The organism is Caproicibacter sp. BJN0012, from assembly GCF_035986805.1.
Classification (GTDB): Bacteria; Bacillota; Clostridia; order Oscillospirales; family Acutalibacteraceae; genus Caproicibacter.
Genome location: NZ_CP142518.1, coordinates 2,763,700 through 2,789,019, shown reverse-complemented (window position 1 = coordinate 2,789,019; position 25,320 = coordinate 2,763,700). Strand labels below are relative to the sequence as shown.

General features: G+C 56.8%; 23 protein-coding genes. 19 read left to right on the top strand and 4 right to left on the bottom strand.

Translation table 11 applies throughout. The annotated features are described in order from the left end of the window. Positions 1-10: 10 nt before the first annotated feature. The 7 genes from VA597_RS13605 (at position 11) to VA597_RS13575 (ending at position 10,676) form a co-directional block, all read left to right on the top strand. Entirely contained in the window at positions 11-1,774 is a 1,764-nt protein-coding gene (locus tag VA597_RS13605; protein ID WP_326974757.1) for an acyl-CoA carboxylase subunit beta, read from the top strand. A 223-nt stretch (positions 1,775-1,997) separates the two neighbouring features. Further along, the gene (locus VA597_RS13600; protein WP_128743388.1) at positions 1,998-3,359 is read left to right on the top strand and encodes a sodium/glutamate symporter; all 1,362 of its coding nucleotides are present in this window, start codon (positions 1,998-2,000) and stop codon (positions 3,357-3,359) included. A 115-nt stretch (positions 3,360-3,474) separates the two neighbouring features. After that, positions 3,475-4,551 (top strand): NAD(P)-dependent oxidoreductase, encoded by a 1,077-nt coding sequence (locus tag VA597_RS13595; protein WP_128743386.1) that lies wholly within the window; start codon positions 3,475-3,477, stop codon positions 4,549-4,551. A 91-nt stretch (positions 4,552-4,642) separates the two neighbouring features. After that, a complete protein-coding gene (hgdC, locus tag VA597_RS13590; RefSeq protein ID WP_128743384.1) occupies positions 4,643-5,425 on the top strand; it encodes a (R)-2-hydroxyglutaryl-CoA dehydratase activase HgdC in 783 nt (260 codons plus the stop codon). Between the two features lie 77 nt (positions 5,426-5,502). Further along, on the top strand, positions 5,503-6,786 hold the full coding sequence (locus tag VA597_RS13585; protein ID WP_128743382.1) for a 2-hydroxyacyl-CoA dehydratase subunit D: 1,284 nt from the start codon (positions 5,503-5,505) through the stop codon (positions 6,784-6,786). After that, positions 6,786-7,928 (top strand): (R)-2-hydroxyglutaryl-CoA dehydratase subunit beta, encoded by a 1,143-nt coding sequence (gene hgdB / locus VA597_RS13580; RefSeq protein ID WP_128743380.1) that lies wholly within the window; start codon positions 6,786-6,788, stop codon positions 7,926-7,928. Before VA597_RS13585 ends, hgdB begins: the two co-directional genes overlap by 1 nt. Positions 7,929-8,186: 258 nt before the next feature. Next, a complete protein-coding gene (locus VA597_RS13575; protein WP_128743378.1) occupies positions 8,187-10,676 on the top strand; it encodes an SH3 domain-containing protein in 2,490 nt (829 codons plus the stop codon). Positions 10,677-10,748: 72 nt separating this feature from the next. On the opposite strand, the gene VA597_RS13570 is transcribed toward VA597_RS13575, so the two are convergent. Then, a complete protein-coding gene (locus VA597_RS13570; protein ID WP_128743376.1) occupies positions 10,749-12,281 on the bottom strand; it encodes a YifB family Mg chelatase-like AAA ATPase in 1,533 nt (510 codons plus the stop codon). Between the two features lie 160 nt (positions 12,282-12,441). Between VA597_RS13570 and VA597_RS13565 the strand changes: the two genes are divergently transcribed. Next, positions 12,442-13,035 carry a sigma-70 family RNA polymerase sigma factor gene (locus VA597_RS13565; protein WP_128743374.1) on the top strand — a complete coding sequence of 198 codons (594 nt, stop codon included), beginning with the start codon at positions 12,442-12,444 and terminating at the stop codon, positions 13,033-13,035. Between the two features lie 64 nt (positions 13,036-13,099). On the opposite strand, the gene VA597_RS13560 is transcribed toward VA597_RS13565, so the two are convergent. Next, positions 13,100-13,579 (bottom strand): acyl-CoA thioesterase, encoded by a 480-nt coding sequence (locus tag VA597_RS13560; protein ID WP_128743372.1) that lies wholly within the window; start codon positions 13,577-13,579, stop codon positions 13,100-13,102. Between the two features lie 140 nt (positions 13,580-13,719). Between VA597_RS13560 and ispD the strand changes: the two genes are divergently transcribed. The 7 genes from ispD (at position 13,720) to VA597_RS13525 (ending at position 19,843) form a co-directional block, all read left to right on the top strand. Then, entirely contained in the window at positions 13,720-14,436 is a 717-nt protein-coding gene (gene ispD, locus VA597_RS13555) for a 2-C-methyl-D-erythritol 4-phosphate cytidylyltransferase (RefSeq protein WP_128743370.1), read from the top strand. Further along, positions 14,433-14,930, top strand: coding sequence for a 2-C-methyl-D-erythritol 2,4-cyclodiphosphate synthase (ispF, locus tag VA597_RS13550; protein ID WP_326974756.1), 498 nt, complete (start codon positions 14,433-14,435; stop codon positions 14,928-14,930). Before ispD ends, ispF begins: the two co-directional genes overlap by 4 nt. A gap of 58 nt (positions 14,931-14,988) precedes the next feature. Next, positions 14,989-15,222, top strand: a complete 234-nt coding sequence (locus tag VA597_RS13545; protein WP_243112522.1) for a putative Se/S carrier-like protein — start codon at positions 14,989-14,991, stop codon at positions 15,220-15,222. After that, complete coding sequence (locus VA597_RS13540; RefSeq protein ID WP_128743366.1) at positions 15,219-16,355, top strand: aminotransferase class V-fold PLP-dependent enzyme; 1,137 nt, start codon at positions 15,219-15,221, stop codon at positions 16,353-16,355. Before VA597_RS13545 ends, VA597_RS13540 begins: the two co-directional genes overlap by 4 nt. 163 nt (positions 16,356-16,518) lie before the next feature. Further along, entirely contained in the window at positions 16,519-17,409 is an 891-nt protein-coding gene (gene cdaA, locus VA597_RS13535) for a diadenylate cyclase CdaA (protein ID WP_128743364.1), read from the top strand. Continuing rightward, the gene (locus VA597_RS13530; protein WP_128743362.1) at positions 17,409-18,683 is read left to right on the top strand and encodes a CdaR family protein; all 1,275 of its coding nucleotides are present in this window, start codon (positions 17,409-17,411) and stop codon (positions 18,681-18,683) included. Before cdaA ends, VA597_RS13530 begins: the two co-directional genes overlap by 1 nt. 236 nt (positions 18,684-18,919) lie before the next feature. Continuing rightward, positions 18,920-19,843 (top strand): hypothetical protein, encoded by a 924-nt coding sequence (locus VA597_RS13525; protein ID WP_128743361.1) that lies wholly within the window; start codon positions 18,920-18,922, stop codon positions 19,841-19,843. Positions 19,844-19,919: 76 nt separating this feature from the next. On the opposite strand, the gene trmB is transcribed toward VA597_RS13525, so the two are convergent. Beyond that, complete coding sequence (gene trmB, locus VA597_RS13520) at positions 19,920-20,585, bottom strand: tRNA (guanosine(46)-N7)-methyltransferase TrmB (protein WP_128743359.1); 666 nt, start codon at positions 20,583-20,585, stop codon at positions 19,920-19,922. A gap of 5 nt (positions 20,586-20,590) precedes the next feature. Next, positions 20,591-21,067 (bottom strand): YbaK/EbsC family protein, encoded by a 477-nt coding sequence (locus VA597_RS13515; protein ID WP_128743357.1) that lies wholly within the window; start codon positions 21,065-21,067, stop codon positions 20,591-20,593. Positions 21,068-21,305: 238 nt separating this feature from the next. On the opposite strand from VA597_RS13515, the gene VA597_RS13510 reads away from it, so the two are divergent. The 4 genes from VA597_RS13510 (at position 21,306) to VA597_RS13495 (ending at position 25,319) form a co-directional block, all read left to right on the top strand. Further along, entirely contained in the window at positions 21,306-22,358 is a 1,053-nt protein-coding gene (locus tag VA597_RS13510) for an FAD:protein FMN transferase (protein WP_164919073.1), read from the top strand. A 117-nt stretch (positions 22,359-22,475) separates the two neighbouring features. Further along, positions 22,476-23,816, top strand: coding sequence for an electron transport complex subunit RsxC (gene rsxC, locus VA597_RS13505; RefSeq protein WP_128743354.1), 1,341 nt, complete (start codon positions 22,476-22,478; stop codon positions 23,814-23,816). Continuing rightward, positions 23,816-24,778, top strand: coding sequence for an RnfABCDGE type electron transport complex subunit D (locus tag VA597_RS13500; RefSeq protein WP_128743353.1), 963 nt, complete (start codon positions 23,816-23,818; stop codon positions 24,776-24,778). The genes rsxC and VA597_RS13500 overlap by 1 nt, the downstream gene beginning before the upstream one ends. Then, positions 24,762-25,319, top strand: coding sequence for an RnfABCDGE type electron transport complex subunit G (locus VA597_RS13495; protein ID WP_128743352.1), 558 nt, complete (start codon positions 24,762-24,764; stop codon positions 25,317-25,319). The genes VA597_RS13500 and VA597_RS13495 overlap by 17 nt, the downstream gene beginning before the upstream one ends. The last annotated feature ends 1 nt before the right edge of the window (position 25,320 follow it).

The window sequence follows — 25,320 nt, the reverse complement described above, 5'->3', positions numbered from 1 at the left end:
GAGTGAGCGAATGAGCAGCCACGAATATTCCATGCCGGGCTATTTTCAGAACATGCCCGTGATCGGCAAGCCGCTCCGCGGGGCCAATGAAGAGAATGAGGCCGCGCTGAAAAAGGCGGAGGCGGAGATCGGGCGTCTGGCCACGGAGGCGGAGGCCGCCGGGCGCTCCGACGAATCCCTGCGCGCCTCCGGCCAGATGACCGCGCGGGACCGCATCGCCGCGCTGGTCGACGAGGGAACCTGGCATCCGCTGAACAGCCTGTACAATCCGGCCGGGAACGAGGACCGCTCCACCGCGATCCTGAAGGGCCTGGGGCGCATCCACGGCAAATGGGCCGTGGTGGTCGCTTCCGACAACAAGAAGCTGGCGGGGGCCTGGGTGCCCGGCCAGTCGGAAAATCTTCTGCGCGCCTCCGACACCGCCAAATGCCTTCATATTCCGCTCGTCTATATCCTGAACTGCAGCGGGGTGAAGCTGGATGAGCAGGAAAAGGTTTATGCGAACCGCCGCGGGGGCGGGACCCCGTTTTACCGCAATGCCGAGCTGCAGCAGCTGGGCGTTCCCGTTCTCGTGGGCATCTACGGCACCAACCCCGCGGGCGGCGGCTATCACAGCATCAGCCCGACCATCCTGATCGCGCACGCGAAGGCCAATATGGCGGTCGGCGGCGCGGGGATCCTCGGCGGCATGAATCCGAAGGGCTATATGGACCTGGAGGGCGCAGAGCAGCTGATCAAAGCGCAGTCCCAGGCGAAAACGGACCCGCCGGGGTCTATCGCCGTCCATTACAGCCAGACGGGATTTTTCCGCGAGGTTTACACCGAGGAGCTCGGCGTTCTGGAAGCCATTAAAAAGTATATGGACGATATCCCAGCCTACAATCTCGACTTTTTCCGCGTGGATGATCCCCGCGAGCCCCGGTATGACGCCAATGAGCTTTACGATATTGTCCCGATGAACCAGAAGAAGCAGTATAACATCTACGACGTTCTCGGGCGCGTGTTCGACGGCAGCGAATTTTCCGAGTTCAAACCGGGCTACGGCCCCGAGATTGTGGCGGGCCTCGCGAAGATCGACGGCCTTCTGACCGGCGTCGTCGCCAATGTGCAGGGGCTGCTGATGCAGTACCCGGAGTACAAGCGGAATTCGGTCGGGATCGGCGGGAAGCTGTACCGTCAGGGCCTGATCAAAATGAACGAGTTCGTGACGCTCTGCGGGCGCGACCGCATTCCGATCATCTGGTTCCAGGACACCACGGGAATCGACGTGGGCGACGACGCGGAGCGCGCCGAGCTTCTGGGCCTGGGCCAGTCCCTGATCTATTCCATCGAAAGTTCCGGCATTCCCCAGATGGAGATCACCCTCCGGAAAGGGACCGCCGCCGCGCATTATGTCATGGGCGGTCCGCAGGGCAACAGCACCAACGCGTTTTCGCTCGGCACGGCGGCGACCGAAATGTATGTGATGAACGGGGAGACGGCGGCCGCGGCGATGTATTCGAGAAGGCTCGTGAAAGATCAAAAGGCCGGCAAGGATCTTCAGCCGACGATCGACAAAATGAACGAGATGATCGGGGAATACGATGAAAAATCCCGCCCGAAGTTCTGCGCGCAGGCGGGCTTTGTGGATGAGATCGTGCCGTTGCCGCAGATCCGCCGCTACGCCATGGCGTTCGTCGATTCCGTCTATCAGAATCCGGAATCCATCTGCGCGTTCCACCAGATGCTGCTGCCGCGCGTGATCCGCGACTTTAACACTTACAAACAAGGGTAAGATGAATCCTTCCAATACCTGCAGAATGTTCGCGCTGCCGCAGCGCGGACACTGCAGATTTTACGAATCCTAATTTCTCTTAAAGTTGTGAGATTTACCTAAAGTCCTTATGAGAATACCTTTTCATAGCTTTCTTTGTCAAAGATTCATCGGCTTTACCTTTATGGTAAAAAATCGGGTTCACCGGTTTTAAAATTGAATTTATTTTGGGGAGGCTGTATCAATGACTCTATGGACTGTATTCACCGATGTTAGCTTTATGGCGGGCCTTTTATTGCTCGGGCAGATTATGCGTGCCAAAATTAAAATCTTTCAGAAACTTCTTATTCCGCCTTCGCTGATTGCGGGCTTTCTCGCCCTGGCGTTCGGGCCCAACGGATTGAAAGTCATTCCATTCTCGTCCAGCCTGGGTACTTATGCAAGCGTTCTGATTGTCCTGATTTTTGCGGCGATGCCCATTGGCGATAAACCCACGAAAGAACAGGTCTCCGGTCCGACGCTCGGCGGCATGTTTTTCAACATCACGGGAATCGCCGTACTGCAATACGGCGTGGGCATGTTCCTTACTATCTACGTTCTGAACTTTTTCTACAAGCTCAATCCCGGGTTCGGTTTGATGATGGCGACCGGTTTTTACGGCGGTCACGGGACAGCCGCAGCTGTGGGAGACGAGTATGCGAAACTCGGCTGGAAGGAAGCCTCGGCGCTCGGCTACACCACAGCGACGGTTGGAATTGTGGGAGGGATCATCCTCGGCATCATTATTATTAACTGGGGCGCCCGGAGAGGGTATACACATTATGTTGCTTCCCCGAAAGAACTGCCGGAGGAACTGCGCACGGGCCTGATTCCTCCGGAGAAACAGACCTCCAGCGGAAAGCTGACAGTTTCCAGTATCAGCCTTGATCCGCTGGCGTTTCACCTGACTCTTGTTCTGGTAGCGTCCGTTGCGGGCTATTATCTTTCCAAATTCCTTGCGCCTCTGATCGGAGGGGTTGAAATTCCCGCTTTCTGCACAGCGCTGCTTTTCGGGTTTATTCTGAACGCGATTATGAATAGAACAGGGACCAGCAAATACATAGATCGCGGCAGCATCAGCAGAATCAGCGGCACTTCGACGGACTTCCTGATTATTTCCGGCGTCGGCTCCTTACAGCTTGGCATCGTTGTCAAATACGCGATTCCGCTGATTGTGGTTTGTGTTGCCGGCTTTGTGATCAACTGGCTGTGGTTTATGCTTGTCGGAGCAAAGAGTTCGCCGAAGGACTGGTTTGAGCGCAATATGATGGTTTGGGGCCATGCGACCGGAGTGGCGGCTACGGGCGTTTTGCTTCAGCGCGTGGTCGATCCGGAACTGAAATCCAGAGGAATTGAGGACTCCGGTATTGCGGATCTGTTTAACCGTCCGTTTATCGTGGCCCTGCAGGTTGCGCCTCCGATTATTCTGATGAACATGGCATCGATCGGAGCGCACATTGTCACCTGGGTTTGCCTGGGGTTTGTTGCACTTTTATTCGTAATTGCCTATCGGTTGAAATGGTGGGTGCCGTCAAAGCCAATACCGAAATACCGGGAGGAGAAATAAGCTGCTCCCTTTGTTGCCGAAGACGCATGCCATCGCGTCTTCGGCGACAGAAATGTTGAATCCGAAGCGGGCGGGCACGTTACTTTGCATCTATATATTATGGGAGGCCTTTTACATGTCGATATACGATATCATGCATTTCGAGGCACTCGGCGCGGAGTCGGAGCATTTGGACGAAGAAACAAAAAAAGCGCAGCGGGAGGGGAAACTTCCGAAAGGCTTAAAATATTTGATCACCCCGGACAATCTGCAGGACTATCTGAAAAAGAATCCGGAAACAGTGCTTCCGGATATTATCACGACGAAAACCCATTCCGTTTTGCCTCCTGACTATTTGGCGGGAAAAAAGAAAAGCATTATTACAAGGAGCGCAGGTTACGACCATTTTGAACAGCTTGCCGGCGCGGCCAATATCACTTCCCTCCGGGAATACTGTATCAACGCCGTTGCACAGACCGCGATCAAATTTCTGTATGCCGCCGCGGGCTGCCTGAATCACTACACGACAAATACCATTAACTTTGAAAGAAATAAGTCGGTTTCTTTTATGGAGCTGAATGAAAACAGAATCGCGACGGTATTCGGCGTGGGGAAGATCGGGAAAAGGGTTTACGAGCTGGCGGAGGCGAACGGGCTGAAGGCCCAGGCGGTAGACGTCCGGCAGGGTGAGCTGGATTCCCTGTATCACCACAGCGTCCACTTTGTGACAAAGGAAGAGGCGCTCCAAAACAGCGATATCATGATCAATGTGATGAACCTGACCAGGATACCGGGAAGCAGGTTTTACAATGTCAATTATTTTTCTAAAGATTATCTTTCCCGCGCGAAAAAGGGCCTGATCTTTATCAATGTGACAAGAGGCGACATCGCCCCGGAATCCACTCTGATGGAACTGTATGACGCCGGGCTGATTGGCGGAATCGGCGTGGACGTATTCTCCGACGAGGAGGGCTTTTCCAAGGCTTTGAATGGGAAAGGACCGTTTGAAGGCAATGCGGACCGCGTGGCGGCGAAAAAAATGCTCGGCCGGGCGCTGGACCGCAGCGCCAACATTTATGTGCAGCCGCATCAGGGATTCAATTCGGATGTCGCCGCATCTGCGAAGGCAAAGGAAACGATCAGGCATCTGATTGCATGGTACGGATATAAAAAAGAGAGGTTTGACGAACAGCTGCCTTATTATGAGGGCTGATGCCGGCGGCGGATCCGTGGGGCGGGAGTGACTGGTGGGCCTCACAGGCTGGCCGGAATTCGAATGATATCTTGTGTTAGGAAGGCAATTTATGAGTACGCTTTATACGATGGGAATCGACATCGGCTCGACAGCCTCGAAGTGTATCGTTATGAAAGACGGGAGGGACATTGTCGGCAAATCCCTGATTTCCGTCGGCGCCGGGACCAGCGGTCCCGGCAGGGCCGTCGCAGGGGTGCTGGAAGACTGCGGCCTGAAACGGGAGGACATGGGCTTTATTTTGGCGACGGGATACGGCAGGAATTCCCTGGAGATCGCGGATAAGCAGATGAGCGAACTGAGCTGCCATGCGCGCGGCGCTTATTTCCTTTTTCCGAACGTACATACGGTGATCGATATCGGCGGGCAGGACGCGAAAGTGATTCACATTGGCGAAAACGGGGTCCTTGTCAACTTTGCCATGAACGACAAATGCGCCGCGGGAACCGGGAGATTTCTGGATGTAATGGCGCGGGTGCTGGAAGTTGAGGTCGGCGATCTTGCGGAGCTCGGGGCAGAATCCAAAAACCGGGTCGAAATCAGCTCGACCTGCACTGTCTTCGCCGAATCGGAGGTGATCTCTCAGCTTGCGAAGGGATCGGACAAATGCGATATTATCGACGGAATTCACCGGTCTATCGCAGGGCGTGTGGGAGGGCTTGCCCGGCGTGTCGGCATCCGGCCGGATGTTGTCATGACGGGCGGCGTCGCCCGGAATTACGGAGTGCTGCACGCGCTGGAAAAAGAGCTGGGCACGGAGATCGGCACTTCCCCGCTGGCCCAGTACAACGGCGCGCTCGGCGCCGCGCTGTTTGCTTTCGATCAATGCCGGTAAGCCCATTTGGCTTCAGAGACGAGCACCATTCGCAGGATGCTGTCAGTTGCGTAATAACAGTTAGGAGGAAACGATTCATGGATGATAAGAAGACGGATCAGGCGCCGGTCACGGCGGCTGCCGCTCCGGTCAAGAAGAAAAAAACACAGTCTCCCGGCGTTTTGGCTTTGCAGAAAGTCGTCAATGATGTTTATCAGGCGGCCCGCGACGCGAAGGCGGCGGGGAAGCTCGTCGGATGGTCTTCGTCCAAATTTCCCTGCGAAATTGCCGAAACCTTCGATTTGAATGTCGTTTACCCTGAGAATCAGGCCGCGGGAATCGCCGCGCATCACGATGACGGGCGCCTCTGCACGATCGCCGAGGACGCGGGTTATGACGCCGACATCTGCTCTTATGCGCGGATCAATCTCGCCTATGCGATGGGGAATGAAACGACGAACGAGGCAAGGCGGATGCCCATGCCCGACTTTGTCCTCTGCTGCAACAATATCTGCAACTGCATGACGAAATGGTATGAGAATCTGGCCCGGATCCACAATATTCCGCTGATCATGGTCGATATTCCCTATTCGAACCAGCCTGAGGTCGACGAAGACTTTGTGGCTTATGTCCGCGGCCAGTTCGATCTTGCGATCGGGCAGCTGGAAGATCTGACAGGCAGGAAGTTTGACGAAGAAAAATTCAAACAGGTATGCGGATACTCGAACCGCACGGCGAACGCGTGGCTGAAGGTCTGCAATTACCTGCAGTATAAGCCCTCGCCGATGTCCGGCTTCGATCTGTACAACCACATGGCGGACGTCGTCACCGCCCGCGGGAAAAAGGAAACGGCGGAAGCGTTCGAACTGCTGGCGTCCGAGCTGGAGGAGAACCTGAAATCCGGCAAATCCACCCTTCCTTTCCCGGAGCAGCACAGGATCATGATGGAGGGCATCCCGCCGTGGCCGCATCTGCGCGAGCTGTTCAAGCCTCTGAAAGAGCACGGGTTGAACGTTACGGCCGTCGTGTACGCGCCCGCGTTTGCGTTCCGGTTCAACGACGTCGACGGCATGGCGCGCTCCTATGCGGTGGCCCCCAACAGTGTCTGCCTCGAAAAGGGCGTCGACTGGCGTTCGCAGCTGTGCAGGGACAACAAGGTGGACGGGGCCCTTGTCCATTACAACAGGGCCTGTAAAGCCTGGTCCGGCTACATGCCCGAGATGCAGCGCCGCTGGCAGGATGAGCTCGGGATCCCGGTTGTCGGCTACGACGGCGATCAGGCCGACGGCAGGAACTTCAACGCGGCCCAGTATGAAACCCGCGTGCAAGCTCTCGCCGAGGCGATGGAAGAGGCAGACAGGAAAAAGGAGAGTGGCAAGTGATGGCGATTGCGGAAAGATTGGCGGAATTCAGAAAAATTGCCGACAGCCCGAAGGCGCAGCTGGACCGATACAAGGCGAAGGGCGTGAAAGCCGTAGGCGTCATGCCTTACTTCGCCCCGGAAGAGTTGGTCTTTGCCGCCGGGATGTTCCCCGTGGGAATGTGGGGTTCCAATACCAAGACGATCTCCCGAGCCAAGGAATATTGCGCGAGCTTCTACTGCTCTCTGGTCCAGCTCGACCTTGAAATGCTTCTGGACGGCACTTTGGACGGCCTTGACGCCGTGATCACCCCTACCTGCTGCGATACGCTCCGCCCCAATTCCCAGAACATCAAGGTCGCCATGAAGGACAAGATGAAAGTCATCTTCCTTGCGCATCCCCAGAACCGTTTTCCCGAATGCGGCGTCAAATACGCCGAATCCCGCTACAAAAAGATGCGCGCGGAACTGGACGAGGTCTCGGGCGGAAAAATGACCGACGAAGACATCCTGAACGCGATCAAGGTTTACAACCGTTCCCGCGCGGCCCGGCGCGAATTCGTCCGGCTGGCGGGCGAGCACCCGGAGGCCGTTTCGGCAGTGATGAGAAGCGGCGTTTTGAAGGCGTCCTATTTCATGCGGAAGGACGAATACACCGGCAAGCTGGAGGCTCTGAATGAAGAGCTGAGAGCGCTTTCCGATTCGGACTGGAAGGGCGTCAGAATCGTTACTTCCGGAATTATCTGCGACAACCCCGAGCTTTTGAAAATCCTCGATGAAAACAATTGCGCGATTGTCGCCGACGACGTTGCGCATGAAACGCGTTCCTTCCGCTGCGATTGCCCCGAAGACGATGCCGATCCGATCCACGCGCTGGCGATCCAGTTTAAAAACCAGGATTACGACGTGCTCCTTTACGATCAGTATTCGAACAAGAACCGCCGCGGGGAGTATGTCGCCCAACTGTGCAGGGACCGCAAAGCCGACGGCCTGGTCCTTTTCATGCAGCAGTTCTGCGATCCCGAAGAGATGGAGTATCCCTGCCTGAAGAAGGCTTTGGATGCGGAGAAGATTCCTCACATCCGTCTGGGGATCGATCATCAGATGCGTGATTTTGGCCAGGCGAGAACTGCGATTCAGGCGTTTGCCGACGCTCTGAGTTAAAATCTGATTCCAAGAGACTGATTTCCCGATACGTTCAAACAAAAAGCGGTTCCCGGAGAGGGAACCGCTTTTTGATATCGGGGGAAAATGGGCGGGAGCTTTTCCAGGAAATCAAAATGCGCGAAAGATGAAATGTAAGGTTGCCAATTGTCATTTTTTAGTTTATAATCATAACAGAATTTACAGTTCTTATGGGCCTGTAAAAAGACAGCAGAGTGGATTTTTATGTGAACGACGACCGGCAGTGGAGTGAATCGAATGAAAAAAACAGGTTGTGTAAAAAGGGCGGTCTCCGCATTCTGCGCGGGCTGCCTCGTGATATTATCTTTCCCGGCGGCTTCCGCCCGGGCCGCGGCGACGGCGACAACGACGGACTATCTGAATCTGCGGGAGGGGGTCGGAACAAATACAAAGGTCATCCTGACCCTTTCGAAAAATGTATCGGTATCCGTCCTTGACAATTCGGACGCGCAGTGGGCGAAAATCCAGACCTCAAGCGGCAAATCGGGGTATTGCTTCAAACAGTACCTCAGTTTTTCGTCCTCTTCCGGGCAGACATCCTCTTCCTCCGCGTCAACTGCTCAAACGAAGGACAATCTGAACCTTCGGCAGAGTTCTTCCCTGAGCGGAAAAATCCTTTTGGTGCTTTCAAAAGGGACTTCGGTGACGGTCCTGGACAATTCCAGCCCCAACTGGGTGCAGGTCCGCGCGAAAAGCGGTACGGAGGGCTGGTGCAGCCGGGCGTATCTGACTGTTTCGGCTTCCTCGGCCCCGGCTTCCTCGGCCGGTTCGTCTTCCTCTTCCGCGACGGCGAAGACCACCGACTATCTGAATCTGCGTTCGGGGGCGGGAATGAGCAACAAAGTGCTGCTCACCATGAGCAAGGGCGCTGCCGTGACCGTCCTGAACAATTCCAATTCTGAGTGGGTGCAGGTCCGCACACAGAGCGGCAAGGAGGGCTGGTGCAGCCGCAAGTATCTGACTATTTCGGGGGGTGCGAATACCGGCGCGGGCACCGGGTCTTCCTCGTCATCCTCTTCCCCCCAAAGCTCTTCCTCCGCGTCATCGGGGGGGAACGGCGGCCAGGGTGATTCCGGCACAGGCGCATCCGACTCCGGTGCGGCCAACATTACGGGCGCGTCCGTGACGGCCGACGTTCTGCGCCTGCGGGAACAGCCGAATACGGCAAGCAAGATCCTTGCTAATCTGGCCAACGGCACAAGCCTTCGGGTGCTGGCCGCTCCGGCCTCCGGATGGGTGAAAGTGCAGACGGCGGATGGAAAATCGGGTTACGTCAGCGCCGATTATGTGAGCATTCATTATTCAGACGGGACGTCGACGGGCGGAGGGGCCGGTTCAAATACGGGAACAGGAACGTCGGCTTCCTCGCTGTCCCTGTCGTCCGGAAGCCAGACCGTGCCGGAGGGGAAAACGCTGTATCTGAAAGCGACGACCAACCCGAGCGGCGCGGACGTCACCTGGACGAGCAGCAACGCTTCCGTTGCAACGGTCGTAAACGGGTATGTCACCGCCGTTGCAACGGGCAGCGCGGCGATCACCGCGAAATCCGGTTCCTCGACGGCGGTCTGCAGCGTGACGGTTTCCGACGCGGAGCCTGTCCGCACGGCTTACGCTTCTCCGAATATCGCCTCGCCGGGGGAGAGCGTGGCGCTGACGGCAATTACGGACAACAGCCGCGACGGAGTGCAATTTGTCGTGACCGGCCCGGACGGAAAGACGGTTACGGCGACTGCGGAAAGCAGCACGGCGGAAACGACGAACGGGGTAACGACCAAGGTCTGGAAGGCGGCTGCTTCCTTTAACAGCCCGGGCAATTACACGGTCCTTGCGAAATCCAGATCCGGCGGGGCTTACAGCAGCACCGGCTTTACCACCAGCGCTTATGTCGCCACGCAGAGCGACCGGTCCGTGACGACTTCCGAACAGCGCCGCGTCAGCGACGAGATGATCCGGTTGATTTCCAAATGGGAGGGATACGTTTCCTGCGTCTACACGGATACGATGTCCTCAAGCCAGGTCCCCACGATCGGCTATGGCTGTACGCTGGGGGCGAACGCCGAATTCTACAACGGGGTCAGCGCGACCGAGGCCTGGTCCATGATGGTAAATAAGATCAACAGTTCCTCCTATACGTCGGAACTGAACAAGATGATTAAAAACAACGGCTTTCTGATGGACCAGTATCAGGCGGACTGCCTGATCAGCTTTGCCTATAACGTTGGCTCGGGATATTTCAACAGCTCGACGGAAATGGATTTTATCAAGATTATGAAAAATGCGGTCAGGCCGCCGGATTTCTCTTCCGGGACCACTTATGATGCGACCGTCGCGCTGGATACGCAGGTGAGGAGCAACAGCGGGATGCTGTCCGCTCAGACCGGGTCGGTGGCGGCGGGAACGGCTGTCACCGTGACAGGCGGAGATTTCTCCGACAAAAAGGACGGATGGTACAAGGTAAAGCTGGCGGACGGAACGACCGGCTGGGTGAACGCCGGCTATGTGAGTTTGGCGTGCTCCGGCCAGCTTGTTCACGACCTGAATTATACGAATGCCTACGCCTTCGGCACGGAGCTGATCCGCTGGAACCAGGCGGGCGGCAAGTTCTACACGGGCCTGTTTTATCGGCGCCTCGGGGAAGCAAACGTTTATAATTACGGGGATTATGACGCGCTGCGTTACAACAAGTACGGGTACGGCTATCCGAGCGCGGCTTCGTCGCTGCAGTAAACGCGAATAAAAAGTCTGCATAACGATAAAAGGGTCCGCAGAATGTAAAAGCATTCTGCGGACCCTTTTTGCTCACAGTTCCTTGAGCCAGTATTTGCGGTCCAGACTGCGGTACTGCACCGCTTCCGCGACATGTGCGGGCTCAATGGTTTCGCTCCCGTCCAGATCGGCGATGGTGCGGCACACTTTCAGGATCCTGTCATAGGCGCGCGCGGAAAGCCCCAGCCGGTCGAACGCCTTTTTTAAAAGGGCGCGCCCGGATTCGCTCAGCCGGCAGAATTCGTGCAGCCGGTCGGTCCGGATTCTCGCGTTGCAGGAGACGCCCGTTCCGCGGAACCGCTCGTTCTGAATCCGGCGGGCGGCGTTGACCCTGCGCCGGATGGACTCGGAGCTTTCCTCTTTGCCGTGTGTGTCCAGCTGCTCGAAGTCGACGGGCGGCACCTCGATGTGAAGGTCGAGCCGGTCGAGGAGAGGGCCGGAAACCCGCGACAGGTAGTGCGAAACCGCCTGGGGCGAGCAGGTGCAGCGCCGCGTCGGGTGCCCGAAATATCCGCAGGGACAGGGATTCATGGCCGCGACAAACATCACGGAACAAGGGTAGCTGACCGTGCCGCCGACCCGGGAGATCGTGACGGCTCCGTTTTCAATCGGCTGGCGCAGAACTTCCATCGAACTGCGTGAAAATTCGGGAAGCTCGTCCAGAAAAAGCACGCCGTTATGGGCCAGAGAGATTTCCCCCGGGCGGGGAATACTGCCTCCGCCCGAAAGCCCGGCGGGGGAAACGGTGTGGTGGGGAGAGCGGAACGGCCGCGTGCGCACCAATGAGACGCCGGGAGGAAGGATCCCGGCAATGGAGTGGATTTTCGTTGTTTCAATGGTCTCCTCGAATGTCATTTCGGGAAGGATGGATGGAATGCGCCGTGCCAGCATGCTCTTTCCGGAGCCGGGCGGCCCGATCAGCAGCGCGTTATGCCCGCCGGCGGCGGCGATCTCCAGTGCGCGCTTGGCTTCCGCCTGGCCGCAGACGTCGGCGAAGTCGGGGCAGTCCGGCATACCGCCGGGCCCCGGCTCGGCGGGCTTGGCCGGAACGATCTGTCCGCCGCCGTTCAGATGCCCCAGAAGTCCGGGAAGGTCCTCCACGGGATAGATTTCGATCCCGCGGACCACCGCGCCCTCCGCGGCGTTTTCCTTTGGCACGAAAAATCGGCGGAAGCCCTCTTCCCGCGCGCGGATCGCCATCGGCAAAATCCCGCGCACCGGCCTCAGTTCGCCCGTCAGGGAAAGCTCGCCGATAAAGACGCTCCCATCAAGGTCCGCGTCCAGCTGCCCGCTGGCCTTCATCAGGGCGATCAGCAGCGGCAGATCGTAAATCGGCCCTTCCTTCCGCTTGTCGGCCGGAGCCAGATTCACGGTGATTTTGCTGACCGGAAAGTCGAAGCCGCAGTTTTTCATCGCGGATCTGACACGGTCGCGGGATTCCTTCACCGCAGTGTCCGGAAGCCCGACCACCTCAAACGAAGGGAGCCCGGAGGAGAGGTCCGCCTCCACTTCCACGGGGAATGCATCCATGCCGTAAAGACCCATGCCGTATAAATGTGATACCATTCCCATTCCCCCAGATCATAATATATTTATTATACTCTTTTCGACTTAAATCCGCAATGGAATTCCTTTTGGGAAAGGCGGATCGGGAGAATTCCATTGACTTCTTGACGGATGTAAGGTATGATGAAACTGCAGGAAAGTGTGTCATGAGGTGTTTGCCTTGTCAGTTCCAAACCGTACACGGCTTGCCGGTTTTACGGACAGCCAGCTGGCCGCGCTTGTAAAAGACGGCGATTCCGACGCCTTCGCCGAACTGACGGCGCGGTATATCCCGCTGATTCGCTATAAGGCGGCGCCGTTTCATTCCGCCCAGTTGGAAACGGACGACCTCTGCCAGGAGGGGCTGGTCGGTCTTTTCAACGCGGCGCGCGCTTACAATTCTTCAGGCGGCGCCGCCTTTAAGACTTATGCGGGCACCTGCATCGCGAACCGCATGATTATGGCCTACCGCTCCGCCCTGAGCAGGAAAAATAAACCGCTGAGCGACTTTGTGTCTCTCAGCGACAGTGAGCGTCCGGGGCTGGAGCTGCAATCCGGGGGATGGGACCCGGAGACCCTGCTTGCGAGCAGTGAAGGCGTCGGCCAGATGTGGGAGAAAATCCGGTCCGCCCTGTCGGAACGGGAGCTTCGCGTGCTTCGGCTGTATTTGGGCGGGTACAGTTACTCCGAGATCGCCGGAAAGCTGTCCATCACGCCCAAAGCGGCGGATAATGCTCTGCAACGCGCCCGGATGAAGCTCAAAAACCGCATCTGAGTTTTCGGGTCCGCTGTTTGGCGGGTAAGAAGAAGCGAGACGCCCCGGATTTCCGGGGCGTTTTTCAGAAAGATTCCTGTCTGCGTTGAATTCTTAAAGCGTGGCGCTTTTCGCCGGCTTCCCATTCCGCCTTTTCTTCCGGGGTATCGCAAATCAGCCTGGGAACGGGAATCGGCTTCCCGTCCTCGCTCAGGGCCACAAGCACCAGGTAGGCGGTATTGACCAGCTTTCGCTCGCCGGAAAGCTCCTCCACGTAACTGTCCACACGGACTTCCATCGAAGTGCGTCCAACATAGGTCATTTTCCCATGCAGTACCACGACGCTGTTGGCGACAACCGGCAGCTTGAACTGCAGGTTATCGATCGCCGCAGTGGTCGCGTTGCTCGAGGAATGCCTGCGGGCGACGGCGCCGGCCACCACGTCGATCCACGAGACGAGCTCCCCGCCGAACAGGCGCTGCTGCAAATTTAAATTGGAGTAAAACACAGGCTGTATCTGCTCTGTTTCCGAATCTGAGACATGTTTTGCTTTGATTTCGCCCATATGGATTCCACCATTCCATTTTTTATTATCATAATCATACGCCGTTATTCATCGATTTTCAACCGGATTCGCTCGGAGACGCCCTCGGCGCCGACGGAGAAAATTACTGATGACGGAAGACATTTTTTGGAGGGAATGCAATGAACTTTGACCGAGCGGCGGATGTATGCTGCGCAGTGATTGCCGCCGCCGGCCGGTCGGCCAGAATGGGAAGCGGCATTTCGAAACAGTTTCTTCCGGTTTTGGGCGTTCCGGCGGTGGTCCGCACGCTGAGAGCGTTTGACGGTGCGCGGGCGGTTGGGCAGGTCGTCATCGTCTGCCGCAAGGAGGACCTTGGGGCGATGCGGGACTGTATCGGCCGATACCGCATCCAAAAGGCAGCCGCGGTCGTCCCCGGCGGGGCCTCGCGGCAGGAATCCGTTTTCGCGGGGGTCGAAGCGCTTCCGCGGGACGCCGGATATCTTGCCGTCCATGACGGCGCAAGGCCGCTTGTGACGCCGGAGGAAATTGATCTGTGCGTAAGGGACGCTTTCAAAACCGGCGCGTCGGCTCTGGGGACGCCTCTGAAGGATACCGTCAAGCGGATCGATTCCGGGCAGCGGGTCCTCTCCACGCCGGATCGGGAAGGACTTTGGACGGTGCAGACGCCGCAGACGTTTCGCATGGATCTTTATCGGCGGGCGCTCTCAAAAGCCCGGGAGGACGGAAAGGACTATACCGACGACTGCCAGCTGGTTGAACGGATCGGGGTCAGGGTCCATCTGTGCCGGGGAAGCTATGAGAATATCAAGCTGACCACGCCGGAGGATCTCGTCATTGCGGAAGCAATCCTGAAAAAAAGGGAGGGCCTTTCATGAGAGTTGGGCAGGGATACGACGTTCACCGCCTTGCGCCGGGGCGCCAGCTGATTCTGGGCGGAGTTGAAATTCCCTGTGAAAAGGGGCTTCTCGGACATTCCGACGCGGATGTTCTGGCGCACGCCGTGATGGACGCGCTGCTGGGGGCGGCGGCGCTTGGGGATATCGGAGCGCTGTTTCCGGACAGCGACCCTTCTTTCCGGGGGGCGGACAGCATAGGGCTTCTTCGGAAAGTTTCCGATCTCTTGGGAGAAAAAGGGTATGCCGTTCTCAGTATCGATTCCACTGTGATTGCCCAGGCTCCCAAGCTGAGCCCTTACATTCAGCGGATGCGCGAGAGGATCGCCGGGGCGTGCAAAATCCCCGCAGACCGCGTCAGCGTAAAGGCGACGACGGAGGAGCGTCTGGGCTTTACCGGCGCAGGAGAGGGGATTGCCGCCCAGGCGGTCTGCCTGATCGACACCGCTGTTTTTGGGGAGAATGCGGTAAAGTGAAATAGTCAAACCGTTGCCCACCGCATATTCTGTTAGTAAAAACAGAGGGGGGATTGTTGTGGGCAAGCCGTTGATACTCGTCGGTTCCATTACAAATGCCATCAAGAGCCGCAACATACTGGTCCGGCTGGGAATTCGTTCCTATGTGGAAAGAATACCCGGCAGCTACGCGAACGGGGGCTGCGGATATTGTATTTTTGTTCCCGGCGGCAGAGCCGACGAAGCGGAAGACATTCTTCTTCGGTACGGCGTCCCGGTCAATGGACGCGCGGAAAGAGAGGATACGATATGATCTATCTGGATAATGCGGCCACCACCTATCCGAAACCGGATTCCGTGCGCAGCGCGGTGGCCTACGCCCTCCGGAATTACGGCGCGAATCCGGGCAGGGCCGGGCACGATATGTCCCTTGCCGCGGCTGAAGAAGTTTACCGCTGCCGGATGGCAGCGGCGGATTTTTTTCACGCGCCGGGGCCGGAATGCGTCGCCTTTACGCTGAACTGCACTCACGCGGTAAACTATGTCCTGAAAGGACTTCTGAAACCCGGCGACCACGCGGTCACCTCCTGCCTGGAACATAATGCGGTGGCCCGCCCGCTCCACGCGCTTTCCGAAGCCGGCGTAGAGGTGACGGAAGCGCGGGTATACCCGGGCGACAACGATGCCACGGTGGATTCCTTCCGCCGCTCCATCCGCTCCAATACCAGGCTGATCGTCTGCACTCACGCCTCAAACGTGTGGGGCATCCGGCTTCCGGTGGAACGGATCGCCGCGCTCGGCCACGAGTACAGGGTCCCGATCGCGGTGGACTGCGCTCAGTCCGCGGGGGTGCTTCCCGTCGATATGGCGGACAGCGGGATCGATTATCTCTGCATCGCGGGCCACAAGGGGCTTTACGGCCCGATGGGCACGGGCCTTCTGATCACGGCGAATGGCAGCGGGCTGAACACGCTGATCGAAGGCGGGACCGGAACCAATTCCGCGCAGACGAAGCAGCCGGAGGCCATGCCTGAGCGGATGGAAAGCGGGACCCAGAACATGCCGGGGATCGCCGGCCTGCGGGCGGGGATCGAGTTTGTCCGGGCGCGCGGGACCGATCGGATTTTCCAGCATGAAATCGGCCTTGTCCAGTACCTGTACCAGCGCCTGTCAAGGCTCTCCAACGTCCGGCTTTACGCTGACGAACCGAATCCGCGGTATTTTGCGCCGGTGCTGTCGTTCAACGTGGGCGACCTGCCGAGCGAGACGGTCGGCAGAAAACTGAATGAATATGGCATCGCAGTCCGGTCCGGGCTGCATTGCGCTCCCGCGGCACACCGGTTTTACGGCACGCTGGAGCAGGGCGCGGTGCGCGTCTGCCCCTCCGTTTTCACGCGCCGGGCAGAGATGGACCGGTTGGCGCAGGTTTTGGCCTCAATCCGTTAAAATTGAGAAAGAAAAGGTTGATTCTAAAATCATATATGCTAAAATGGAAGTGGAAAAACCGGACTCCGGCCGGATATCCTGCGCCGGAGACTGTTTGCGGATAGGTTTTTAAAAGAAAGGATCGGAAGCCGGGCGCCCGGTTCGATAGGAAAGGGTAAAAAGTATGGATTTTGTCATCGGCCTATGGAATATTTTTCTTCAGCTGATCCATAACTTTCGGTTTGCCGACGCTCTTGACATCACCCTTGTCACGTTTATCATTTACAACGCGGTCAAACTGGTACGGGAAACAAGAGCGGGGCAGCTGGTGCGCGGGATTCTGGTGCTGATGGCGGTTTGGCTCCTTTCCTACTGGCTCAATCTGTATCTGATGCAGAGCATCATCAGTTATCTGTTCCAGTTTGCTTTTATTGCTCTGCTGATTGTTTTTCAGCCCGAAATCAGGCGCGCCCTGGAACAGCTTGGCCGCAGCGGAATCGGGACGGGGAAAAAATGGTATCTGGGCCTCAGCTTTGTTTCGGACGAGGCGGAGATGAGGCTTCAGAAAAACCGGAGGGCGGTCAACGCAGTCGTCGACGCGGCCGCTCAGATGTCCCGGCAAAAGACCGGGGCGCTGATCGTATTTGAGATGAAGACGAAGCTGGGCGATATCATCGACACGGGCACCATTGTCGAGGCGGTGCCATCCGTCCAGATCATCTGCAATATCTTTTTCAACAAAGCTCCGCTGCACGACGGGGCCATGATCATCCGTGACGGGATGGTTCACGCCGCCGGATGCATCCTTCCCCTGACCAAAAGCGACAAGGTCAGCGTGGAACTCGGAACCCGGCACCGGGCCGCGATCGGCATGAGCGAAAATTCGGACGCGGTCATCGTCGTGGTCTCGGAAGAAACCGGCCAGATTTCCGTCGTGAGGAACGGGACGATTACGAGAAATTACACAAGGGAGACGCTGAACAGCGAACTGGAGAGCCTTATGCTCTCCGAAGCGGCCGAACCTGTCGAAAAAAGGCAAAACTGGATTCCTTCTTTCCGGAGGACGAAAAAATAATGAAAATCAGAAAGATTTCCATGGATCAGCTGTTTTATAATAATAAATTTGTGTTGGTTTTTTCTCTTCTTGTCTCCATATTTCTCTGGTTTTTTGTCACGTCGGCGGATACGGAGGACCACCCGCGGGCAATTGCGAACGTCCCGATCGAAATCACGCTTTCCGACGCCGCCCAGGCCGACGGGCTCAAGGTGTTCAGCCCTGTCAACAAGACGGCGACGGTGTATGTCAAGGGGAACAGCCTGGTGGTCAACCAGATCAGTGCCGACGACCTGAAGGTGGTTGCGCTTTCGGCTTCGTCGATTACTTCCCCCAATACTTATACGCTTCCCCTGACCGCCCAGAAGACGGAGAAACGGAACCTGACAGATTTCACCGTGTCCTCTGTTTTGCCGGAGCAGGCTATCGTCGTCGTCGACCGCTACAAGGAAAAAACATTTAATATTCAGAGCGATATCACCTATCCCGAAAATTATAAATCGGATCCTTCCTTTTTCGTCGGGACGCCCGCGCTCAACAGCGACACGGTGACGGTCTCGGGTCCGGAAAAGCAGGTGCAGCAGGTCAACCGGGTCGCTTTTGAATACAAGGTGACCGATACTTTGAAGGATACAAAGAATTTTACCGCGGATCTGGTCCTGTATGACGTGAACGGAAATAAGATCACAGACAGCGGACTGACGCTCAGCCTGAAGCAGGTTGAGGTGAGCATTCCGGTTCTGCCGAGGGAGATCCTGCCGCTGGATGCCGTCTTCACCAATAAGCCGGCCGGGCTGTCCCTTGGAAGCTCCGAGATCTCGATCGATCCCCGGACGATTGAGGTGGCGGGACCCTCCAGCGTGCTGACCAATTTGTCGGCGGTCAGCCTTGCGCCGATCGATTTTTCCAAGGTGAGCCCCAGTACCAACAGTTTCGACGTCGATGTCAGTCTGCCGTCGACCTGCAAGAACCTGAGCAATATTCCGACCGCGAAGGTGACCTTGGCTCTGAGCGGCCTGTCTACAAGAAAGATTACTGTGACGAATTTCAGCGTAAAAAATCTGGGTTCCGGAAAGCATGCGGAAATTTACACCAAGACGCTGAACGTCACGGTCGTCGGGCCGAAAGAGGAAATCGCAAAACTGACGGAAAGCAATTTGGTGGCTGAAATCGATCTGTCGGACAGCGAAAATTTTACCGGTCACACGGAGATGCCGGTGACGTTCAGCATCAGCAACGCCTCCAGCTCCTGGGTATACGGCAGCTATATGGTCAATCTCAGCGTCAGCGGATGACTGCGCCGGCCCGCGGCCGGAAACGCCGGGATTCGGAGCGACATAAAACGGGTCGGCGGGCGGACGCGCCGTTTTCAGCTGCAAAGCCTGTGCCGGCCAGCCGAGTGTTACGAAAGCGGCCCCGCCTGTCCAGAAATGGACAGGGCGGGGTTTTCTTCATTTCTTTCGCATCAGGGTATGAATAGAAGACAGCCTGCATATTTTGTATGGGAATTGGCATCGAAGGGGGAGTGAGCGTGAAAAAAATTGGATGTTTGATTCTTGCGCTGGCTTTTTGTACACTTGCCGCCGGCTGCCGTGGTGCGCCTTCGGCACAGGAGCCGGATTCCTCCCGGTCAACCGGCGAGGTGCAGGAGGCGGCCGTCAGAGATCTGGTCACCGGATTCGGCGGCCAGCTGCAGAAGGTTTCTCTTTTAGCGGCAAAGGAAGCGGTCGCCAGTGACATGCAAAAATATTATGGCGAATATGTTTCGCCCTCTCTGCTGAAGGAATGGCAGTCCGAACCGTCTTCGGCTCCGGGACGTCTCACTTCCAGCCCCTGGCCGGACCGGATTGAGATCCTTTCCGTGGAGAAACAGGCGGACGACGCCTATGACGTGACGGGAGAAATCATAGAAAAAACTTCCGCAGACGTGTCGGGCGGTCAGCAGTCCGGCAAACAGGGGATCAAACTGTCCGTGCAAAAGATAGGGGGCCGCTGGATGATTGTGGACGTCACGCTGGATCAGGAAACTTCTTCCTCTTCCATCGTCTATCGGAATGATCAGTATGGTTTTTCGGTAACCCTTCCGTCGAGCTGGAAGGGCTATACCGTTCTCACCCAGGAATGGCAGGGGTATTCGCTGGTCCAGGGGCAGGAGGGAAAAATCACGGAGACCGGCCCGGAGATCCTGGTCCGCCACCCGGAGTGGACCAAGGAGACGCCGCGGCAGGACATCCCGATTTTGGTTTTCACCCCGGACCAGTGGAATGCGCTTGGGCAGGACAAATTCCATATCGGGGCGGCTCCGATCGGTCCGAGCGAGCTGGCCCGCAATTCCAAATACGTATTCGCGCTTCCGGCGCGCTACAACTTTGCTTTTCCGGCAGGCTACGAAGAGGTGGATCAGCTGCTTCAGGGCGGCGCGGTCCAGGCGATCGGGGATCAGGGCGGCGGCTGACAGAGAAGCCGGCGATGCCGTGCCAATCGCGAAGCTGCAGCAAAATTTGAGGACCGGGTTTACGCCCGGTCCTCTCTCATGGATTTTCACGCAGCCGCGCGGAAAGCGCCTTGATTTTAACGCCTTGCTGCAAAAACATTTTTTCATGTTCTGTTTGAATGTTGTCTTCCGGCAGGTCGGCGTACAAGTCCTCCGTCCGCAAGAAAATCTGAAACCCGCAGGATTCCAGATATTCCACGGTGTCCGCGTACAGTCCCTCGTCGTCGGTTTTGAAATGCAGTTCCCCGCCCGGGATTAAGATCTGCCGGTAATGCTCCAATTGATGCGGATGCGTCAAACGGCGTTTCTGATGTTTCTTTCGGGGCCATGGGTTGCAGAAATTGATATAGATCCGGTCCACCTGGTCCTGCGGCCCCATTGCAAACTGAATCTGCTCGATGTTGAGCGCCGTCAGGACCACATTATCCACCGGGCGGCCCGCCTCGCGGAACGCCTGCTCTATATTTCTGCGGGCCGGTCCGAGGACGGCGTCCTTCAGATCGATTCCAAGATAGTTGATCTGCGGATGGCGCGGCGCGGCCCCGGCGAGGAAAAATCCTTTTCCGCATCCAAGCTCCAGGTAAACAGGCTGCTGTCTTGCGAAAAGACTGTGCCAGCGGCCGAGGTACTGCTCCGGCTTCCGGTAAAAATACGGGCAGGCGTCCAGTTCCGGAGCCGCCCAATGTTTCGTCCGCATTCTCATGGCGGTCAGGCACCTTCCCGGTTTTTACAGACATCCACCCAGCGGACGCTGTTGGACAGGCGGGACAGCTCGTCGCAGGCGAGCGACACGCAGGAGCTTTCGCTGCCGCCCGCGGGGAAAATCGTCTCGAACCTCTTTAACGACACATCACAGTAGACCTGCGCCTGTGCCGGATTGTCAAACGGGCAGACGCCTCCGATCCGGTACCCCGTCAGGGGCTCCACTTCTTCGGCGCCGAGCATTTTCGCCTTAAACCCGAATTCCGATTTGAATTTCGCGTTGTCTATTTTCGTATCTCCGGCGGCCACGATCAGAATGCAGCCGTTTTCCCGGCGGAAGGAGATCGTTTTGGCGATTCTGGCCGGCTCCACTCCGAGGGCCTTCGCCGCGAGTTCCACCGTCGCGCTGGAGACCGGAAATTCCTTCAGCCGGTCCTGCATGGAAAACCGTGCCAAATATTTTTTTACTTTGTCGACAGACATCGCTTTCATCCTCCTGTTGCTTTCTGCAAATGATTATATCATAAAGAAAAGGAATGGGGGATATTTTTAGTCTTTTTTTCAGGCTGAATGATAAAATTTCAGATCGGGAAGGTTTTAGAATTTTCTTTGCACAATTGTATGAAAAACCGGCTGATTCCCGCGTATTTTGCTCATTTTACTGGACTTTCGGTGAAAATGTGATATAATTCACATAGATATGCAACATAGGGGGAAGCTGATGCGCGGTAAAAAAAGAATCGTCCCGGCGCTGGTCGTTTTGTTCTGCGGGGCTGCCGTCCTGGCGGGCTTTTACTGGTATCGGACGGAGCGGCAGCCCGTTTCCTATGAAAGCTCAGACTTCGCGATGGGAACTTACATACAGCAGACCGTATACGGAAAAAACGGCGAAGAAGCGGCAAAGGCGGCGCTGGGTAAGATAACGCGGCTGGAGAACGAAATTTCATGGCGCATCGACACCTCCGATGTGGCGCGCCTGAATGCGGCCGCTGGGACCGATTGGATTTCCATTGACCCTGAGACTGCTTCCATTCTTTCCGCCAGCCTGGATGTGGCCCAGAAATCGGATGGGGCTTACGATCCCACGATTTTGCCGGTGTCGTCGCTCTGGGACTTCGGCGGGGAAAACCAGCATGCTCCGGCCAAGTCGGAAGTGCAGAAGTTTGTTCAGTATGTGAATTATCAGGATTTGCGCGTCGATGCAAAAAATTCCAAAGCGTCGCTGAAGCTGCACTATATGGCGATCGATCTGGGCGGGATCGGGAAGGGTGCCGCCTGCGACGATGCGATCGCGGCTTACCGCAGCGCGGGCGCGGAATATGGAATCATCGCGGTCGGCGGGAGCATCGGGGTTTACGGCTCAAAGCCGGACGGGTCCCCCTGGCATATCGCGATCCGCGACCCGGACACAAAGGATGACAGCGCCGGGTCCATGGGGCAGATCGATCTTGCTTCCGGCTTTGTGTCCACTTCGGGAACATACGAACAGACCTTTACGGAAAACGGTGTCACCTACCACCATCTGCTAAACCCGAAAACGGGCTATCCCGAAAACAACGGGTTGGTTTCCGTGACCGTCAAATGTGACAACGGCGCGCTCAGCGACGCGCTTTCGACCGCCTGCTTTGTTCTGGGAAGAGAAAAGGGCGAAAAACTGCTTGCGGATTATCATGCGGAAGGCGTGTTTATTGACTCCGCGAATCAGGTTTATGTAACCGGCGGGCTGAAAGACAGCTTTCAAATTACCGGCGGAAACTATGTCCTCGCCAAATGATTCCTGCTTTATATTTTGGGGTTCTCTTCGGCATGAGTCAGAGGGAAACTTCGGGCCGGGTGCCGTGACTGAATATTGTTATTTTCATTAGTTTAGTATGTATTGGAGGATTTAAACATGGAATTGACTTTTCCAACGCAGCCATTCAAAACGCATGGCGGCGCGGCAGTTCCTCACAGGAAGAACACCGCGCAGATGGAATCCGTCATGCTGCCGCCTCCCGGGCAGGTTGTCCTGCCCATGCAGCAGCATGTAGGTCCCCCCTGCGCTCCGACGGTAAAAGTCGGGGATACCGTTTTGATTGGGCAGAAAATCGCTGACAGCACCGCGTTTGTCAGCGCACCGATCCATGCAACGATTTCCGGAACCGTCAGCGCGATCAAAAAGGTGACGCTGTCCGGAGGCCAGTTCATGGACGCGGTTGTGATTGATTCCGACGGCAAGATGGAAGTCTCACCGGATGTGAAACCTCCGGTCATCAACAGCCTTCCGGAGTTTCTGGACGCGGTTCACGCCTGCGGCCTGGTCGGGCTGGGCGGCGCCGGATTCCCCGCGCACGTCAAGCTGAAGGTTCCGGACGATAAAAATGTGGACACACTGATTGTCAATGTGGCGGAATGCGAGCCTTACATCACCTCAGACAACCGGTGCGCGATCGAAGACACCGACGATATTTTCACCGGAGTCCGCGCGGTCAAACACTGGCTTGGGCTGCATCGGGTCATCTTGGGGGTCGAGGGGAACAAGCCGGACGTCATCGCCAAGTTCAACAAAGTGCTGAGCGAGAGCAAGGAAGAGTCCGACAAAGAGATCAAGGTGCTCGAGCTGCGCTCCAGTTACCCGCAGGGCGCTGAAAAAGTGCTGATCCAGTCCTGCACGGGCCGCCGCGTTCCGGTCGGCAAGCTTCCGGCGGACGCGGGGTGCATTGTGATGAATGTCACGTCCTGCGCACACCTGGGCAAGTTCCTGAGAACGGGAATGCCTCTGGTTGAAAAGCGTTTGACCATCGACGGCTCCGCCATTAAGGAACCGAAGAACGTCATTGTGCCCATCGGCACGAACATCCGCACCATCGTCGATTTCTGCGGCGGATACAAAGCCACTCCCAAAAAGATCCTGATGGGCGGCCCGATGATGGGCGTATCGATTGCAAGCGACAATCTGCCCGTCATTAAACAAAACAATGCGATTATTTGCCTGGATGAAAAGGAAGCGCATAAGCTGGAGCCTTCCGCCTGCATTCGCTGCGGGCGCTGCGTGACCGGCTGCCCGATGAACCTGATGCCGACGCTTCTTGAGAAAAATACCGTTGCGAAGCGCGTGGAAGAGCTGAACAGCCTGGACATTATGGACTGCATGGAATGCGGAACCTGCTCTTTCAACTGCCCTGCCGGCCGGCCGCTGGTTCAGGCAATTCGTCTTGGCAAAGCTTTGGTTAGAGCGGAGGGGAAGAAATAATGGAAGAGAAATTGGTCGTATCGTCCTCGCCTCATATCAGGAGCGGGGTGACTACCAGGAAGATTATGCTGGATGTGATCCTGGCGCTTGTGCCGGCCGCCATCGCCGCAGTCATTGTGTTCGGGCCGCGTGCGCTGCTGATTATGGCCGTGACAATCATCTCCTGCGTCCTCAGCGAGTACATATGCCGCAAAGTCATGAAGCGGGAAAACACCATCGGTGATTTGAGCGCGGTGGTGACCGGTTTGCTTCTCGCCTTCAACCTGCCTGTCACCATTCATCCGCTGATGGCCGCTTTCGGCGGAATGGTCGCGATCGTGGTGGTCAAGCAGATGTTCGGCGGCATCGGCCAGAACTTTGTCAACCCTGCTCTGACCGCCCGCATTATCCTGATGAATTCTTTCCCCACACCCATGACCACGTGGGCAAAGCCTTTTTATTACCTTCATACTTCCGACGCGGTCACCACCGCTTCCCCTCTGAACCTTTTAAAGCAGGGCGCGTCAATTGACCAGCTGCCCAGCTACCTGAATATGTTCGTCGGCGACCGGGCGGGCTGCCTGGGCGAGACCTGCGCCCTTGCGCTGCTCCTGGGCGGAATCTATCTGGTGGCCCGCAAAGTGATTTCCCCTGTGATCCCGCTGTGCTACATCGGCACCGCGGCGGTTCTCTCACTCTTTATGGGCCGCGATGTTCTGATGGATCTGCTCTCCGGCGGCCTGATGCTCGGCGCGATCTTTATGGCGACCGACTACACGACTTCTCCGATCACCACCAAGGGCAAGGTCATTTTTGCCGTCGGATGCGGCATTCTCACCATGCTGATCCGGAATTTCGGCAGCCTGCCGGAAGGCGTATCCTACTCCATCGTTGTCATGAATATTCTTGTGCCGCTGATCGATTCCGCGACGCGCCCGGTGGCATTCGGAAAGGAGCCTGTGAAAGATGAAGCTAAGCGCTAAAGAAATTCTGAAGCCGACTATGATCCTGGTCGCCATCTGCCTGGTCATGACGGCTTTGTTGGCCTTTACCAACATGGCGACCAAAGACACCATCGCGGCGCAGAACGCGAAAGACGCAGAGGAATCCCGCAGAGTGGCCCTTCCGACCGCCGAATCCTTTGAGCAGTCCGCAAAGAACGAGGATTGTTACGTAGGCAAAAAGGGAAGCGACATTGCCGGCTATGTTTTCACGACCGAGGCCAGCAGCTACGGCGGCAAGATTCAGGTTATGACCGGCATTGACAAGGACGGCAAGGTCACGGGAGTGATCCTGCTGAGCACCAGCGATACCCCGGGCCTCGGCCTGAACGCACAGAAGGATTCGTTCCGCGACCAGTACAAACAGAAGGCTCCGGAAAAGGGCTTTGAAGTGGTCAAAGGCGGCGGAGCCAAGGAAGGACAGATCAATGCCATGACCGGCGCCACGATTACCAGCAAGGCAGTGACGACGGCCGTCAACGAGGCGATTGAGGACTATCAGAAAGTAAAGGGTGGTGAGTAAT

What these genes read in the sequence shown, in the direction of transcription:
- rsxC (WP_128743354.1), top strand. Translation starts at nt 22,476, where the DNA reads ATGGAATTGACTTTTCCAACGCAGCCATTCAAAACGCATGGCGGCGCG.
- VA597_RS13595 (WP_128743386.1), top strand. Translation starts at nt 3,475, where the DNA reads ATGTCGATATACGATATCATGCATTTCGAGGCACTCGGCGCGGAGTCG.
- ispD (WP_128743370.1), top strand. Translation starts at nt 13,720, where the DNA reads ATGAACTTTGACCGAGCGGCGGATGTATGCTGCGCAGTGATTGCCGCC.
- VA597_RS13600 (WP_128743388.1), top strand. Translation starts at nt 1,998, where the DNA reads ATGACTCTATGGACTGTATTCACCGATGTTAGCTTTATGGCGGGCCTT.
- VA597_RS13495 (WP_128743352.1), top strand. Translation starts at nt 24,762, where the DNA reads ATGAAGCTAAGCGCTAAAGAAATTCTGAAGCCGACTATGATCCTGGTC.
- VA597_RS13510 (WP_164919073.1), top strand. Translation starts at nt 21,306, where the DNA reads ATGCGCGGTAAAAAAAGAATCGTCCCGGCGCTGGTCGTTTTGTTCTGC.
- ispF (WP_326974756.1), top strand. Translation starts at nt 14,433, where the DNA reads ATGAGAGTTGGGCAGGGATACGACGTTCACCGCCTTGCGCCGGGGCGC.
- VA597_RS13605 (WP_326974757.1), top strand. Translation starts at nt 11, where the DNA reads ATGAGCAGCCACGAATATTCCATGCCGGGCTATTTTCAGAACATGCCC.
- hgdB (WP_128743380.1), top strand. Translation starts at nt 6,786, where the DNA reads ATGGCGATTGCGGAAAGATTGGCGGAATTCAGAAAAATTGCCGACAGC.
- VA597_RS13560 (WP_128743372.1), bottom strand. Translation starts at nt 13,579, where the DNA reads ATGGGCGAAATCAAAGCAAAACATGTCTCAGATTCGGAAACAGAGCAG.
- trmB (WP_128743359.1), bottom strand. Translation starts at nt 20,585, where the DNA reads ATGAGAATGCGGACGAAACATTGGGCGGCTCCGGAACTGGACGCCTGC.
- VA597_RS13585 (WP_128743382.1), top strand. Translation starts at nt 5,503, where the DNA reads ATGGATGATAAGAAGACGGATCAGGCGCCGGTCACGGCGGCTGCCGCT.
- VA597_RS13515 (WP_128743357.1), bottom strand. Translation starts at nt 21,067, where the DNA reads ATGTCTGTCGACAAAGTAAAAAAATATTTGGCACGGTTTTCCATGCAG.
- cdaA (WP_128743364.1), top strand. Translation starts at nt 16,519, where the DNA reads ATGGATTTTGTCATCGGCCTATGGAATATTTTTCTTCAGCTGATCCAT.
- VA597_RS13500 (WP_128743353.1), top strand. Translation starts at nt 23,816, where the DNA reads ATGGAAGAGAAATTGGTCGTATCGTCCTCGCCTCATATCAGGAGCGGG.
- VA597_RS13575 (WP_128743378.1), top strand. Translation starts at nt 8,187, where the DNA reads ATGAAAAAAACAGGTTGTGTAAAAAGGGCGGTCTCCGCATTCTGCGCG.
- VA597_RS13540 (WP_128743366.1), top strand. Translation starts at nt 15,219, where the DNA reads ATGATCTATCTGGATAATGCGGCCACCACCTATCCGAAACCGGATTCC.
- VA597_RS13530 (WP_128743362.1), top strand. Translation starts at nt 17,409, where the DNA reads ATGAAAATCAGAAAGATTTCCATGGATCAGCTGTTTTATAATAATAAA.
- VA597_RS13570 (WP_128743376.1), bottom strand. Translation starts at nt 12,281, where the DNA reads ATGGTATCACATTTATACGGCATGGGTCTTTACGGCATGGATGCATTC.
- hgdC (WP_128743384.1), top strand. Translation starts at nt 4,643, where the DNA reads ATGAGTACGCTTTATACGATGGGAATCGACATCGGCTCGACAGCCTCG.